We start from the raw sequence: 15,544 nt of genomic DNA, 5'->3' as shown, positions 1-15,544 counted from the left end.
AAAACTTCTCCTGACTACGTCGTTAATATTGCGGTGTCAGCTGCAGAGGAGGTTCCTGCAACAGCTTCTCCTGCTCGGTAAAGAGTGAAATTTGCCTGCGCCAGAAATCTTCATCTGTCATCCAGGGGAAAGCGCGCGGAAAAGCGGGATCCTGCCAGCGTCGGACAACCCAGGCCAGATAATAAACCATGCGCATAGCGCGTAAAGGTTCAATCAGTGACAATTCATTAATATCAAAGTCACTGAATTCACTGTAAGCCTCCAGCAGGATATCCCACTGTATACGCTGTTCCTGTCGATCGCCGCTGATGAGCATCCACAAATCCTGTACCGCCGGACCATTACGGGCATCATCCAGATCGACAAATAGCGGTCCATCGCGCCACAGGATATTCCCCGGATGACAGTCGCCATGTAATCGTAGCGGCTGCCACGTGGTATGCCACTGTTGCTGCAGGGTGTTACCCAGCTTATCGATAGCCTGTAGCAGCGCGGTCTTAAGCGAAGCAGGCACTAATTGTGAGTGCTCCAGCGCCTGCCGGGGTTCATGCAGATACTCATCAAGACCGATGGCAGGACGATGGCTGAACAGCGCTTTGCGCCCGGTCTGATGAATGCGGCCCAGGAAGCGGCCTACCCATTCCATCTGATCTTCATTGTCTGTCTCATATTGCCGTCCGCCCAGACTGGGAAATACGGCAAAGAAGAAGCCAGCGTGGCTGTGCAGTGTCTCGCCCTTTAACCGCAATGGTGCCGCGATGGGCACCTCATCAGCCAGCAGATCGAGCGCATACTGATGCTCTTCAGCGATCTGTTCAGCACGCCAGCGCTGTGGGCGATAAAACTTCGCGACATAGCGACGTTTTTCATCATCGCTGAATTGGTAAACCCGGTTCTCATAGCTGTTCAGGGCTGTCAGACCTGATTCGACGCGAATTCCTGTATCCCAGAGCGCATCAAGCAATACGTCGGGATTCAATGTCTGGAAGTTGAAAGCAGCGTCGCTCATCATATTACCTGTAGTTGCCCTTGCATTTAGCTGCCAAGGATAACACTACTCGTCCTGTTTAATGACACCCCGTGCGCGGAGCAGTGCGGTTTTGAAATCAACTTCATAGTCTTTTTTCAGGCCTGGGATCGCATCATCGCTGGCCGAGTCACGCATTTTGAGATGGTAAATTAATACATCGTCGGTTAATTCACTTAACGGGCCACTGAAACCAGATTCCTGCGCCAGTTTCTGCAAAAATGTGACCAGATTCAGGTCAGGCTCTTTTTGCCAGGCGGGTTGCAGCAGTTCGATCAACTCGTTTAAACGATGGCATTTCATTGAGGTTTCTCCGTTATTCACAGTGCGTCATCAGCGAGGGCAAAGCCATGACAATATTGACCGGCATCATTCTGGCCGGTGGTCAGGGCCGCCGTATGGGTGGTCAGGATAAAGGATTAGTGCAACTGGATGGCAGGCCGCTTTATCAGCATGTCCTTGAACGGCTCAGGCCACAAGTCGACATTGTCATGATTAATGCCAATCGTAATATTGATCGCTATCAGTTAAGCGAGTGTCGGGTTGTGCAGGATGTTTTTGATGGCTATCCGGGTCCGCTGGCTGGTATCTACAGTGCATTAGTGGCCATCGACGGTGAATGGGCTGCCTTTTGCTCCTGTGATACGCCTGCAGTTCCTCTTAACTTCGTTGAAAAACTGGCTGAACAACGTGGAGACGCCCCTGCAGTCTGGGTCCGCTCACAATCACGCGACCACCCCACGCTGGCGCTGATTCATCGGAAGATGGCAGCGCCTCTTCATGCCTATCTTCACGCCGGCGAACGACGTCTGATGCATTTCCTGCGCGACCACGGCGGCCATGCTGTTCATCTGGATGATGATGAATCTGCCTTCCGCAATATCAATACGCCTGATGACCTGAATGAAAGAGGCTGATATGTCATTACCCTTACTCGCGATTGTTGGCTGGAGTGGTACCGGCAAAACCACGCTATTACAGCAGGTGATACCAATTCTTCTTAGTAAAGGGATCCGCGCCGGGCTGATTAAGCACACGCATCATGAGATGGATGTAGATACGCCAGGCAAAGATAGCTATTTGCTCAGAAAAGCGGGCGCCAGTCAGGTAATGGTTGCCAGTTCTGAGCGGTGGGCATTGATGTGTGAGACACCGGAAAAGCAGTCGATTGATCTGCCTTATCTGCTCAGCCGTATGGATCACTCTGTGCTGGAGATAGTGCTGGTTGAGGGCTTTAAAGAGGAATCGGTGCCTAAGATTGTTCTCTGGCGTGCCGGGATCAAAGGTGGCATCGAGGAACTGCTTGATGAGCAGGTGATCGCTGTCGCCAGCGATCAGAAATTAGCGCTGAATGTGCCGGTTCTGGATATAAATCGTCCTGATAGCGTGGCAGATTTCATTGCAGACTGGCTGAAAAAGCGCTGAAACGGGGAAGTTTTCGTGTTTTTCACGATCTGCAGACGTAAAAAAGCCCCGCACTTTCGTGCGGGGCTTCTTCACTTATTTAATGCCTGGCAGTTCCCTACTCTCGCATGGGGAGGCCCCACACTACCATCGGCGCTACGGCGTTTCACTTCTGAGTTCGGCATGGGGTCAGGTGGGACCACCGCGCTACAGCCGCCAGGCAAATCTTGGTGCACGAAACGAACCTTTTACGCCATGACCGTGTTGCCATCGCTCAGCCACACCGGTCACATACCTCAGTATGCTCCCGCTGATGTCTTCGCTCTGCGCCCTGTCACGCCGCAAAATCTTTCGTTTCCGCTAATTTTATCCGGAATAAGCTGAAAATCGTGTCTCTCAAAAACGCCTCTGGCGTTGTAAGGTTAAGCCTCACGGGTCATTAGTACCGGTTAGCTCAACGCATCGCTGCGCTTACACACCCGGCCTATCAACGTCGTAGTCTTCAACGTCCCTTCAGGACCCTCAAGGGGTCAGGGAGAACTCATCTCGGGGCAAGTTTCGTGCTTAGATGCTTTCAGCACTTATCTTTTCCGCACTTAGCTACCGGGCAATGCCATTGGCATGACAACCCGAACACCAGTGGTGCGTTCACTCCGGTCCTCTCGTACTAGGAGCAACCCCCCTCAATTCTCCAGCGCCCACGGCAGATAGGGACCGAACTGTCTCACGACGTTCTAAACCCAGCTCGCGTACCACTTTAAACGGCGAACAGCCGTACCCTTGGGACCTACTTCAGCCCCGTGATGTGATGAGCCGACATCGAGGTGCCAAACACCGCCGTCGATATGAACTCTTGGGCGGTATCAGCCTGTTATCCCCGGAGTACCTTTTATCCGTTGAGCGATGGCCCTTCCATTCAGAACCACCGGATCACTATGACCTGCTTTCGCACCTGCTCGAGCCGTCACTCTCGCAGTCAAGCCAGCTTATGCCATTGCACTAACCTCACGATGTCCGACCGTGATTAGCTGACCTTCGTGCTCCTCCGTTACTCTTTAGGAGGAGACCGCCCCAGTCAAACTACCCACCAGACACTGTCCGCAGCCCGGATTACGGGCCTACGTTAGAACATCAAACATTAAAGGGTGGTATTTCAAGGTTGGCTCCACGCAGACTGGCGTCCGCGCTTCAAAGCCTCCCACCTATCCTACACATCAAGGCTCAATGTTCAGTGTCAAGCTGTAGTAAAGGTTCACGGGGTCTTTCCGTCTTGCCGCGGGTACACTGCATCTTCACAGCGAGTTCAATTTCACTGAGTCTCGGGTGGAGACAGCCTCGCCATCATTACGCCATTCGTGCAGGTCGGAACTTACCCGACAAGGAATTTCGCTACCTTAGGACCGTTATAGTTACGGCCGCCGTTTACCGGGGCTTCGATCAAGAGCTTCTCCTTGCGGATAACCCCATCAATTAACCTTCCGGCACCGGGCAGGCGTCACACCGTATACGTCCACTTTCGTGTTTGCACAGTGCTGTGTTTTAATAAACAGTTGCAGCCAGCTGGTATCTTCGACTGGCTTCGGCTCGGGGAGCAAGTCCCTCCACCTACGCGCCAGCGTGCCTTCTCCCGAAGTTACGGCACCATTTTGCCTAGTTCCTTCACCCGAGTTCTCTCAAGCGCCTTGGTATTCTCTACCTGACCACCTGTGTCGGTTTGGGGTACGATTCTGTGTTACCTGATGCTTAGAGGCTTTTCCCCGAAGCTGGGCATTTATCACTTCAGCACCGTAGTGCCTCGTCGTCACGCCTCAGCGTTGATAAGGGACCGGATTTACCGGACCCTCCGCCTACACGCTTAAACCGGGACAACCGTCGCCCGGCTGATATAGCCTTCTCCGTCCCCCCTTCGCAGTAACACCGAGTACAGGAATATTAACCTGTTTCCCATCGACTACGCCTTTCGGCCTCGCCTTAGGGGTCGACTCACCCTGCTCCGATTAACGTTGAACAGGAACCCTTGGTCTTCCGGCGAGCGGGCTTTTCACCCGCTTTATCGTTACTTATGTCAGCATTCGCACTTCTGATACCTCCAGCATGCCTCACAGCACACCTTCGACGGCTTACAGAACGCTCCCCTACCCAACAACGCATAAGCGTCGCTGCCGCAGCTTCGGTGCATGGTTTAGCCCCGTTACATCTTCCGCGCAGGCCGACTCGACCAGTGAGCTATTACGCTTTCTTTAAATGATGGCTGCTTCTAAGCCAACATCCTGGCTGTCTGTGCCTTCCCACATCGTTTCCCACTTAACCATGACTTTGGGACCTTAGCTGGCGGTCTGGGTTGTTTCCCTCTTCACGATGGACGTTAGCACCCGCCGTGTGTCTCCCGTGATAACATTCCTCGGTATTCGCAGTTTGCATCGGGTTGGTAAGCCGGGATGGCCCCCCTAGCCGAAACAGTGCTCTACCCCCGAGGATGAGTTCACGAGGCGCTACCTAAATAGCTTTCGGGGAGAACCAGCTATCTCCCGGTTTGATTGGCCTTTCACCCCCAGCCACAGGTCATCCGCTAATTTTTCAACATTAGTCGGTTCGGTCCTCCAGTTAGTGTTACCCAACCTTCAACCTGCCCATGGCTAGATCACCGGGTTTCGGGTCTATACCCTGCAACTTAACGCCCAGTTAAGACTCGGTTTCCCTGCGGCTCCCCTATACGGTTAACCTTGCTACAGAATATAAGTCGCTGACCCATTATACAAAAGGTACGCAGTCACCCCCATAAAGAAGGCTCCCACTGCTTGTACGTACACGGTTTCAGGTTCTGTTTCACTCCCCTCGCCGGGGTTCTTTTCGCCTTTCCCTCACGGTACTGGTTCACTATCGGTCAGTCAGGAGTATTTAGCCTTGGAGGATGGTCCCCCCATATTCAGACAGGATACCACGTGTCCCGCCTTACTCATCGAGCTCACAGCATATGCGCTTTTGTGTACGGGAGTATCACCCTGTACCCTGCGACTTTCCAGACGCTTCCACTAACACACATGCTGATTCAGGCTCTGGGCTGCTCCCCGTTCGCTCGCCGCTACTGGGGGAATCTCGGTTGATTTCTTTTCCTCGGGGTACTTAGATGTTTCAGTTCCCCCCGGTTCGCCTTGCAGCACTATGTATTCATGCTGCAATGATGCACAGAGTGCACCGGGTTTCCCCATTCGGACATCGACGGCTGTAGCGGTTCATATCACCTTACCGTCGCTTTACGCAGATTAGCACGTCCTTCATCGCCTCTGACTGCCTGGGCATCCACCGTGTACGCTTAGTCGCTTAACCTCACAACCCACAGGCGTTTTACAACGCTGCGAGCTGCAAGCATTTGAGAGACTCGAACATGTCGCGTTTTTCATTCTTATTACGGAGAATGAAAACGACACGTCGTTTCAATTTTCAGCTTGTTCCGGATTGTTAAAGAGCAAATATCTCAAACGCGGCCCGGCTGCTTACGCAACCAGAACGGTTTTGAGATACTGTATGGAGACACCTTTCACCTGTCACCAAGCAGGTGGCGTCCCCTAGGGGATTCGAACCCCTGTTGCCGCCGTGAAAGGGCGGAGTCCTAACCGCTAGACGAAGGGGACACGATAGTGTCACGACTTCGCAGCCGTCCTGCTCATTACTTTTTTATCAGACAATCTGTGTGAGCACTGCGCCGGAAGGTATCTTCAGGTAAGGAGGTGATCCAACCGCAGGTTCCCCTACGGTTACCTTGTTACGACTTCACCCCAGTCATGAATCACAAAGTGGTAAGCGCCCTCCCGAAGGTTAAGCTACCTACTTCTTTTGCAACCCACTCCCATGGTGTGACGGGCGGTGTGTACAAGGCCCGGGAACGTATTCACCGTGGCATTCTGATCCACGATTACTAGCGATTCCGACTTCACGGAGTCGAGTTGCAGACTCCGATCCGGACTACGACGCACTTTGTGAGGTCCGCTTGCTCTCGCGAGGTCGCTTCTCTTTGTATGCGCCATTGTAGCACGTGTGTAGCCCTACTCGTAAGGGCCATGATGACTTGACGTCATCCCCACCTTCCTCCGGTTTATCACCGGCAGTCTCCTTTGAGTTCCCGACCGAATCGCTGGCAACAAAGGATAAGGGTTGCGCTCGTTGCGGGACTTAACCCAACATTTCACAACACGAGCTGACGACAGCCATGCAGCACCTGTCTCAGAGTTCCCGAAGGCACCAAAGCATCTCTGCTAAGTTCTCTGGATGTCAAGAGTAGGTAAGGTTCTTCGCGTTGCATCGAATTAAACCACATGCTCCACCGCTTGTGCGGGCCCCCGTCAATTCATTTGAGTTTTAACCTTGCGGCCGTACTCCCGTGCGGTCGACTTAACGCGTTAGCTCCGGAAGCCACTCCTCAGGGGAACAACCTCCAAGTCGACATCGTTTACGGCGTGGACTACCGTGGTATCTAATCCTGTTTGCTCCCCACGCTTTCGCACCTGAGCGTCAGTCTTTGTCCAGGGGGCCGCCTTCGCCACCGGTATTCCTCCAGATCTCTACGCATTTCACCGCTACACCTGGAATTCTACCCCCCTCTACAAGACTCAAGCCTGCCAGTTTCAAATGCAGTTCCCAGGTTAAGCCCGGGGATTTCACATCTGACTTAACAGACCGCCTGCGTGCGCTTTACGCCCAGTAATTCCGATTAACGCTTGCACCCTCCGTATTACCGCGGCTGCTGGCACGGAGTTAGCCGGTGCTTCTTCTGCGGGTAACGTCAATCGACGCGGTTATTAACCGCATCGCCTTCCTCCCCGCTGAAAGTACTTTACAACCCGAAGGCCTTCTTCATACACGCGGCATGGCTGCATCAGGCTTGCGCCCATTGTGCAATATTCCCCACTGCTGCCTCCCGTAGGAGTCTGGACCGTGTCTCAGTTCCAGTGTGGCTGGTCATCCTCTCAGACCAGCTAGGGATCGTCGCCTAGGTGGGCCATTACCCCGCCTACTAGCTAATCCCATCTGGGTTCATCCGATAGTGAGAGGCCCGAAGGTCCCCCTCTTTGGTCTTGCGACGTTATGCGGTATTAGCCACCGTTTCCAGTGGTTATCCCCCTCTATCGGGCAGATCCCCAGACATTACTCACCCGTCCGCCACTCGTCACCCGAGAGCAAGCTCTCTGTGCTACCGTCCGACTTGCATGTGTTAGGCCTGCCGCCAGCGTTCAATCTGAGCCATGATCAAACTCTTCAATTTAAGTTTGATTTGCTTAAACAAGTTAAGCGGTGCTCATCTGTAAAACGTCATAATGAATTTCATTATGTGTTCACTCGTGAGACTTGATATTTTTTTACGTCCGGAGACGCTGATATCAATCCTGCGAGTGCCCACACAGATTGTCTGATAAATTGTTAAAGAGCAGTGCGAACAGTGCGTTAGCGTCCTGTCGCGAGGTGGCGTATATTACGCTTTCCTCCTGCAGAGTCAACCTCTTTCTCAGAAGTTTTTCTCCGGCGGCGCAGTCTCCCGTGCCTCTCAACCCGTTTCCCGTTGCCGGTGTTCCGTGTCGATGGAGGCGCATTATAGGGAGTTTCCTCAGGCTGACAAGTGTTTCTTCGAATTAATTTACTGAGCGCATCTTTTTTAAACGAACGGCTTAAAAAGAGACGTTTCATGGCCGAATAACGCACAAAAACAGCGATCAAACGTTGTAAAGAGACCTGCCGTTGCAGGTTACGGGTGCTATTATTTTGCTTCTTCTCGCAGGATAACCCCAGGAAGGACACTCAATGATAAAATCCTCGCGCAGCATGGCCGGTTTGCCATGGATAGCGGCTATGGCCTTTTTCATGCAGTCACTCGACGCCACTATACTGAATACTGCCCTGCCCGCTATCGCCACCAGCCTCGACCGTTCTCCCCTGGCCATGCAATCCGCCGTCATCAGTTACACCCTCACTGTCGCGATGCTGATTCCGGTCAGCGGCTGGCTCGCCGATCGCTTCGGCACGCGCAAGGTATTTATCATTGCGGTTTCGCTGTTCACCCTCGGCTCGCTGGCTTGTGCGCTCTCACCGACGCTTTCGGTGCTGGTTATATCGCGAATCGTACAGGGCGTGGGTGGCGCAATGATGATGCCGGTCGCACGACTGGCGCTGCTACGCGCCTATCCGCGCAGTGAACTGCTGCCGGTGCTCAATTTCGTCACCATGCCAGGATTAGTTGGCCCGATACTGGGCCCGATGCTGGGCGGTGTGCTGGTAACCTATGCGACGTGGCACTGGATCTTCCTGATTAATATCCCGATAGGCATACTCGGCATTATCTACGCACGCAAATATATGCCGGACTTCACCACGCCAAAGCGCCGCTTCGACTTTCTGGGCTTTATACTGTTCGGGGCTGGACTGGTGATGATCTCGATTGGGATTGAGCTGTTCGGTGAGCGGATTGTTTCCGCCTGGCTGGCCGGCGGGATATTACTCAGCGGCATCGTGCTTTTACTTCTCTATATAGTACATGCCCGAAATCACCCGTCGCCCCTCATCAACCTGCCGATGTTTAAAACCCGGACCTTCTCAGTCGGCATCGGCGGCAATATTGCTTCTCGTCTCGGCACAGGCTGTGTGCCCTTTTTGATGCCGCTCATGTTGCAGGTTGGCTTTGGCTATTCAGCTATTATTGCAGGCTGCATGATGGCGCCTACCGCCATTGGTTCAATACTGGCGAAGTCGACGGTGACACAACTGCTGCGCTGGCTGGGCTACCGCCGCCTGCTGGTCGGCATCACCGCTATTATTGGCATCCTGATCGCCAGCTTCTCTCTGCAGTCGCCTGCTGAAAGCATCTTTGTGCTGTTGCTTCCGCTGTTTGTTCTCGGTATGGCCATGTCTACGCAGTTCACCGCCATGAACACCATTACTCTGGCCGACCTGGATGATGATAATGCCAGCGGGGGTAACAGCGTACTGGCCGTGACACAGCAGTTAGCGATCAGTTTTGGTGTGGCCGTCAGTGCTGCGGTACTGCGCTTCTATCAGGAGTTTGAAACCAGCACCATTTCACAGTTCCATGCCACGTTCCTGACCATGGGTGTCGTTACCGTGCTTTCAGCGCTGACTTTTCTGCTGCTGAAAAACGGCGATGGACGTAATCTGATCACGAATCGCGACAGGAAGAAAAAGCGCTAAACTGAGCCACGTACCACCAGCTCCGGCGTCAGCACCAGCGTTTGCTGGCTGGCGTCGGGATCGCTGAGACGATGAATTAAGGTATCTATCGCCAGTTCGCCCAGCGCATCTTTGGGCTGGTGAATCGTACTCAGTGGCGGAGTGAGATAGCGCGCCAGTTCAATATCGTCATATCCCATGACTGCCATCTGCTGCGGAACCCGCATCCCGGCCTGATAGAGGGCGTGATAAACACCCACTGCCATCGCATCGTTACTGGTAAATATCGCTTCAGGCAGCGTTTCCAGCGCCAGCAACTCGACCATCCCGTTGTAGCCACCCTGAAATTCAAAGTCACCATTCACGATATAGCCAGGCAAAATCTCCAGGCCACTCTTAGTCATGGCGTTGCGATAACCTTCCAGGCGCATACGGGCCGGGGTTTTATCCTGGGGACCGGCGATACAGGCGATGCGGGTATAGCCGCTGTCGATAAGATGCTGAGTGGCCAGCTCGCCGCCCAGCAACGCGTTATCCTGAATGATGTCACCGCGACCTTCAAACGGTGCCCAGTCCATCATCACCGCAGGTATAGAGGGATAACGATTCAGGATGTCTGCCGACGGCAGGTGACTTTCAGTGCACATGATCAGTAAACCATCGACACGCTTCTGCATCAGCGTTTCCAGGCTGCGGTTCATCCGCTCCTCATCTCCCGCCGTATTACAGAGAATCAGGCTGTAGCCACGCTGATAGCAGCTCTCCTCCACGCCCCGCACCACTTCGGCATAAAAAGGGTTACTGCTGGTAGTCAGCAGCATACCGATAGTGTGCGTCTGATTGATTTTCAGACTGCGGGCCAGTGCAGAAGGAGCATAGTTAAGATGACGTATAGCCTGCTCAACTTTTTCCCGCACGCCTTCACTGACAAAGCGATTGTTATTAATGACGTGCGAGACAGTGGAGGTAGAGACGCCCGCGAGGCGAGCGACATCTTTCATGGTACTCAATCGCTTAACCCTGCTGCTGCAAAAATTCATCGATCTCCGCGCGCCACGGCACGGAGGGCTGTGCACCTGAACGGGTAACGGCAATCGCAGCGGCGGCATGGGCAAATCGCACCGCGTCATACATCGGCTTCTGCTCCAGTCGTGCGGTAATAAAGGCACCGTTAAAGGTGTCGCCCGCCGCAATGGTATCAATAGCTTTAACGCTGAAGCCTGCAATACGCTGACCGTCTCCCTGCTCGCTCAGCCAGACACCGCGGCGACCCAGCGTAATCAGTACCGTGCCGATGCCTTTCGCATGCAGTGCCGCCGCCGCGCGGGCCGCATCTTCATCATTGTTAACCGCAATACCGGTCAGACTCTCTGCTTCGGTCTCATTCGGGGTAATAATATCAATCAGCGCCAGCAGCTCATCGGAGAGAGGGGTAGCGGGTGCCGGATTGAGAATAACCTGCGTCTGATGCTGCCGGGCAAATGTCGCGGCGGCCAGCACGCTCTCCAGCGGCGATTCCAGCTGCATTAAGAGTGCATCGGCACTGGCAATAACCTGCTGATGACGCGCCACGCAATCGGGCGTTAGCGCCGCGTTTGCCCCGGAGTAGATACCAATATTGTTCTCACCGTCACCGTTGACGAAGATCATCGCCACTCCGGTCGACTCGCCCTCAACCACCTCTACAGGCGTGGTATCAATATTGTCCTGTGCGAGCTGCTCACGAATACGTTCGCCAATGTCGTCAGCGCCCACACAGCCAATAAAGGCGATATCGGCACCCGCACGACCCGCGGCGACCGCCTGATTCGCGCCTTTACCGCCAAACGCAACCTGATAATTCTGCCCGATCACCGTTTCACCGGGACGAGGGAAGTGCGCCAGATTAAGGATGTGGTCAGCATTAATGCTGCCAAGAACGGCCAGTTTTGCGTTTTTGCTCATTAGGGGAGTCCGGAATAAGTGCGCCACCGGGAGGGTGGCGCGGTGCCCTGCTTTTCTTTGAGTTATTGAGTGACCAGCTTCAGGTCGACCGGATTGATCGCCTTCACTTTTTCACCCTTCAGCACTTTATCAGCGGTATCCACGCCGATCATGCCAATTTTTTCTGGCATCTGTGCCACGGTCGCAATCAGTTTGCCAGCTTCCACGGCTTTCACGCCATCAGCAGTGCCGTCAAAACCCACCACGATCACACCGGTTTTTCCGGCGGTCTGCAGCGCACGCAGTGCACCCAGCGCCATTTCGTCGTTCTGAGCGAATACCGCCTGAACATCCGGGTGTGCCTGCAGCAGGTTCTGCATGACGTTCAGACCTTTAGTACGGTCAAAATCAGCAGGCTGGCTGGCGAGGATCTGGAATTTATGCGCATCAGCGGCCTGTTTGAAGCCTTCGCCACGTTCGCGGGCAGCAGAAGTTCCGGCAATGCCCTGCAGCTCAATAATTTTGGCATTTTCGCCGACTTTTTTGGCGATGAAGTCACCGGCCATTTTACCGCCGAAACGGTTATCGGAAGCGACGTGGCTGACCACCGTGCCCTGTGCCGCAACGCGGTCCAGCGTGATGACAGGAATATTCGCCTGGTTAGCCATCTTCACGGCGTTGCCCACAGCATCAGAGTCAGTCGGGTTGATCAGCAGCAGCTTGGTGCCGCGAACGGTCAGATCCTGCACGTTCGCCAGCTCTTTTGCCGGGTTGTTCTGTGAATCCAGCACCACCAGGTTATAGCCCAGTTTGTCCGCTTCTTTCTGAGCACCCTCTTTCAGAGAAACAAAGAACGGGTTGTTCAGGGTTGAAACCACCAGCGCGATAGTATCTTTTGCCATGGCGCTGGTACTGAGCGTTGCGCCGAGGATCATGGCCAGTGCGGTTAACTTTTTCATCTTATTATCCTGTGTAAGGTCAGAGTTATTTACTGCTTTTATTATCCACCAGCACCGCCAGCAGGATGACTACCGCTTTAACGATCATCTGGTAGTACGAAGAGACACCCATCAGGTTCAGGCCGTTGTTCAGAAAGCCGAGGATCAGCGCGCCAATCAGGGTGCCGAAAATACGGCCTTTACCGCCAGCCAGGCTGGTTCCGCCCAGCACGACCGCAGCAATTGCATCCAGCTCATAGCCGGTACCCGCTGTCGGCTGTGCTGATGAGAGACGCGCCACTTCAATGGTGCCCGCCAGCGCCGCCAGCATGCCGCTCAGTGAATAGACGATGATTTTGACGCGATTCACATTGATGCCAGAGAGACGCGTTGCCGCTTCGTTACCGCCAAGCGCATAGATATAGCGACCCAGACGGGTGTGCTGCAGCATGTACCAGGCGGCGATAAAGACCAGCGCCATCAGCCAGACCGGCGCAGGGATACCCAGCGGGCGACCAATACCAAACCAGCCCAGCAGATCGGCATTGGCACTGAAACCGGTGTTAATCGGGCTGCCATCGGTATAGACCATGGTCACACCGCGCAGTAGCAGCATCATAACCAGCGTGGCGATAAAGGCCTGAACCTTACCGCGCGCCACAATAGTCCCGGTAAGGGCACCGATTGCCGCCCCCAGCGCCAGCGAAGCCGCCACCGCGACCAGGGCATTGACCTCCATGCCCACCAGCGATGCACCCACCGCGCCCGTCAGGGCCAGCAGCGATCCCACCGAGAGGTCGATACCGGAGGTCAGAATTACCAGTGTCATCCCGACCGCCATAATGGCGTTAACCGAGGTCTGCTGCAGAATGTTGAACAGGTTCGCCACGGTAAAGAAGTTCGGGCTCTGGCTGGCCACCACGGCGATCAGCACCATCAGCGCAATCAGCGACTTCTGTTCCAGAAGCCAGCTTTTGCTAAACCAGCGACGGCTGGCCGGTAAAGTTTGGGTCGTCATACCACTAAATCCTCGCTGTGTTGCTTGCCTACGGCGGCTGCCATCAGGCTTTCCTGAGTGGCATCTTCACGGGTAAATTCGCCGCTGATACGGCCTTCATGCATCACCAGAATCCGATCGCTCATGCCCAGCACCTCTGGCATTTCCGAGGAGACCAGGATGATGCTCAGCCCTTCGGCTTTAAACTGGTTAATCAGTTGGTAGATCTCTTTCTTCGCACCGACATCCACACCGCGAGTCGGTTCGTCCAGAATCAGCACGTTGGGCCGGGTCATCAGACCGCGGGCAATCGCCACTTTCTGCTGGTTACCGCCTGAAAGCAGGCCAATCGGCTGCTCCATAGAAAGCGTTTTCACGTTGAACAGCCGGATAAAATCGCCTACCGCCAGCTGCTCTGCCGCATGTTTCAGCGTGCCGCTGCCGTGACTGAAATAGCCTAACGCCGTCAGCGACATGTTCTCTTTCACTGACATGCCCAGCACCAGACCATCACGCTTACGATCTTCCGAGATGTAGACGATACCGTTAGCCAGCCCGTCCTGCGGCGAACGCGTCACCACTTCCCGTCCATTAAGCCACATTGCACCTTCACGACGCGGCAGCGCGCCGTAGAGCACCTTCATCAGTTCGGTGCGGCCCGCGCCCATCAGACCCGAGATGCCAAGGATTTCACCTTTGCGCAGACTGAAGCTGACGTTCTCCACGCCCGGCCCGCTGACGTTCTCTACTTTGAGTCGCACGTCGCCTGGCGCCTGATCAAGATGCGGATATTGATCTTCCAGCTTACGTCCGACCATCATCTCGATCAGGCTCTCTTCGGTCAGCTCGCTCACCGGACGTTCAGCAATAAACTGACCGTCGCGGAATACGGTGACGTCATCGCAGATCTCAAAAATCTCTTTCATGCGATGCGAGATATAGACGATGCCGCAGCCCTGCGCTTTCAGTTCATTGATCACCCGGAACAGCGACAGCGTTTCGGTATCGGTCAGTGCATCGGTCGGCTCATCCATGATGATGACCTGCGACTCAAAGCTCAGCACTTTAGCAATTTCGACCATCTGCTGATCGCCAATCGACAAATCGCCCACCAGCTTGTGGCTGTTGAAGCGCAGATTAAGCCGTTTGAGCAGCGCATCGGCTTCGGCATACATACGCGGCCACTGGATACGGCCAAAACGCCCCACATATTCGCGACCGAGAAATATATTCTCTGCCACGGTTAACTGAGGGATCAGGTTCAGCTCCTGATGGATGATGCCAATACCCGCTTCCTGTGACGCTTTAGGTCCACTGAAACGGGTCTCTTTGCCGAGCCAGCGCAGCGTACCAGCATCATATTGATAGATCCCGGTCAGCACTTTCATCATGGTGGACTTGCCTGCGCCGTTCTCGCCCACCAGCGCCATCACGCGTCCTGCACGGACATTCAGCGACGCCCCCTTCAGGGCTTTTACGCCCGGAAAGGATTTTTCAATGCCGTCGAGTTGCAGTAAAGGTTGCATAGCGGCCTCAGAAGGTCACACCGGCGCTGAGGATGACATTCGCAAACGGAGAGCACTCTCCGCTGCGAATGACCGCCTGACTACGCTGCGTTTGTTGTTTGAATTGTTCATGACTGGTGTAGCTGATGGTGATGCGATTCCCCTGGTGCTGTTGCAAGGCTTCGAGCACGGCGACAAGCGCGCTATGAAGGTGCGGATTATGCTGCTTAATCTCCTCCGCGATCAGGACGCTCTCTACCTGCATCTCCAGTGCGACAGCATTCACCACCTGCATAAAATCGGGCGTACCCGGCGTGAGCGCTAAGTCGATGCGCTGCGGTCCTGCCGGAATGGGCAAGCCAGCATCGGCAATCGTCAGCGTATCCGTGTGTCCCAGGCGGGCAATCACATGTGAGAGTTCAGCGTTTAACAGGCGACCTTTTTTCATCTTTTCACTCCACAGCGAAACGTTTCGCTGTCTGGAGTGTATGAAAAGCCGCCATCAACTCAACCGGCAAAGAAGAAATCTGTGATCGCTATCGAAACGTTTCGCTCACGCGGGGGGAAATTTGCATTA

General features: G+C 54.4%; 11 protein-coding genes, 1 tRNA gene and 3 rRNA genes. 3 read left to right on the top strand and 12 right to left on the bottom strand.

The window, feature by feature from the left end; translation table 11 throughout:
• Positions 1-22 precede the first annotated feature (22 nt).
• Both EGO56_RS00440 and EGO56_RS00435 read right to left on the bottom strand, forming a co-directional pair.
• Positions 23-1,009, bottom strand: a complete 987-nt coding sequence (locus EGO56_RS00440; RefSeq protein WP_135910509.1) for a serine/threonine protein kinase — start codon at positions 1,007-1,009, stop codon at positions 23-25.
• A 45-nt stretch (positions 1,010-1,054) separates the two neighbouring features.
• A complete protein-coding gene (locus EGO56_RS00435) occupies positions 1,055-1,330 on the bottom strand; it encodes a YihD family protein (RefSeq protein ID WP_098051976.1) in 276 nt (91 codons plus the stop codon).
• A 47-nt stretch (positions 1,331-1,377) separates the two neighbouring features.
• Here EGO56_RS00435 and mobA point away from each other — a divergent pair, with 47 nt between their 5' ends.
• Together mobA and mobB are read left to right on the top strand one after the other, a co-directional pair.
• Complete coding sequence (gene mobA / locus EGO56_RS00430) at positions 1,378-1,944, top strand: molybdenum cofactor guanylyltransferase MobA (protein WP_135907407.1); 567 nt, start codon at positions 1,378-1,380, stop codon at positions 1,942-1,944.
• Position 1,945: 1 nt separating this feature from the next.
• Positions 1,946-2,452 (top strand): molybdopterin-guanine dinucleotide biosynthesis protein MobB, encoded by a 507-nt coding sequence (gene mobB, locus EGO56_RS00425; RefSeq protein WP_033734753.1) that lies wholly within the window; start codon positions 1,946-1,948, stop codon positions 2,450-2,452.
• A gap of 84 nt (positions 2,453-2,536) precedes the next feature.
• Here the strand turns inward: mobB and rrf are convergent.
• From rrf to EGO56_RS00405, 4 genes are all read right to left on the bottom strand, one after another.
• Positions 2,537-2,652: ribosomal RNA gene (rrf, locus tag EGO56_RS00420) — 5S ribosomal RNA — on the bottom strand.
• A 197-nt stretch (positions 2,653-2,849) separates the two neighbouring features.
• Positions 2,850-5,758: ribosomal RNA gene (locus tag EGO56_RS00415) — 23S ribosomal RNA — on the bottom strand.
• 230 nt (positions 5,759-5,988) lie between these two features.
• Positions 5,989-6,063 (bottom strand) — tRNA-Glu (locus tag EGO56_RS00410).
• An 89-nt stretch (positions 6,064-6,152) separates the two neighbouring features.
• Positions 6,153-7,691 (bottom strand): 16S ribosomal RNA (locus tag EGO56_RS00405).
• Together the 16S, 23S and 5S rRNA genes with 1 tRNA gene alongside form the textbook arrangement of a ribosomal RNA operon.
• A 533-nt stretch (positions 7,692-8,224) precedes the next feature.
• Between EGO56_RS00405 and mdtD the strand changes: the two genes are divergently transcribed.
• Complete coding sequence (mdtD, locus tag EGO56_RS00400) at positions 8,225-9,625, top strand: multidrug transporter subunit MdtD (protein ID WP_135907406.1); 1,401 nt, start codon at positions 8,225-8,227, stop codon at positions 9,623-9,625.
• Here mdtD and rbsR read toward each other — a convergent pair.
• The 6 genes from rbsR to rbsD all read right to left on the bottom strand — a co-directional run bounded on the left by rbsR (position 9,622) and on the right by rbsD (position 15,415).
• Positions 9,622-10,605, bottom strand: coding sequence for a ribose operon transcriptional repressor RbsR (rbsR, locus tag EGO56_RS00395; protein WP_135910508.1), 984 nt, complete (start codon positions 10,603-10,605; stop codon positions 9,622-9,624). The two genes, mdtD and rbsR, sit on opposite strands and share 4 nt — an antisense overlap.
• 13 nt (positions 10,606-10,618) lie before the next feature.
• Complete coding sequence (gene rbsK / locus EGO56_RS00390; RefSeq protein WP_013359545.1) at positions 10,619-11,548, bottom strand: ribokinase; 930 nt, start codon at positions 11,546-11,548, stop codon at positions 10,619-10,621.
• Positions 11,549-11,610: 62 nt separating this feature from the next.
• The gene (gene rbsB / locus EGO56_RS00385) at positions 11,611-12,486 is read right to left on the bottom strand and encodes a ribose ABC transporter substrate-binding protein RbsB (protein ID WP_135907405.1); all 876 of its coding nucleotides are present in this window, start codon (positions 12,484-12,486) and stop codon (positions 11,611-11,613) included.
• A 25-nt stretch (positions 12,487-12,511) separates the two neighbouring features.
• Positions 12,512-13,483, bottom strand: coding sequence for a ribose ABC transporter permease (rbsC, locus tag EGO56_RS00380; RefSeq protein WP_013359547.1), 972 nt, complete (start codon positions 13,481-13,483; stop codon positions 12,512-12,514).
• Positions 13,480-14,988, bottom strand: a complete 1,509-nt coding sequence (rbsA, locus tag EGO56_RS00375) for a ribose ABC transporter ATP-binding protein RbsA (RefSeq protein WP_135907404.1) — start codon at positions 14,986-14,988, stop codon at positions 13,480-13,482. The genes rbsC and rbsA overlap by 4 nt, the downstream gene beginning before the upstream one ends.
• Before the next feature lie 7 nt (positions 14,989-14,995).
• Positions 14,996-15,415 (bottom strand): D-ribose pyranase, encoded by a 420-nt coding sequence (gene rbsD / locus EGO56_RS00370; RefSeq protein ID WP_135907403.1) that lies wholly within the window; start codon positions 15,413-15,415, stop codon positions 14,996-14,998.
• Positions 15,416-15,544: the final 129 nt, after the last annotated feature.

Origin of the sequence: Pantoea vagans, from assembly GCF_004792415.1 — a bacterium.
Taxonomy (GTDB): Bacteria; Pseudomonadota; Gammaproteobacteria; order Enterobacterales; family Enterobacteriaceae; genus Pantoea; species Pantoea vagans.
Note: the sequence above shows the minus strand (reverse complement) of the source record. Positions and strands in the feature narration are given on the sequence as shown.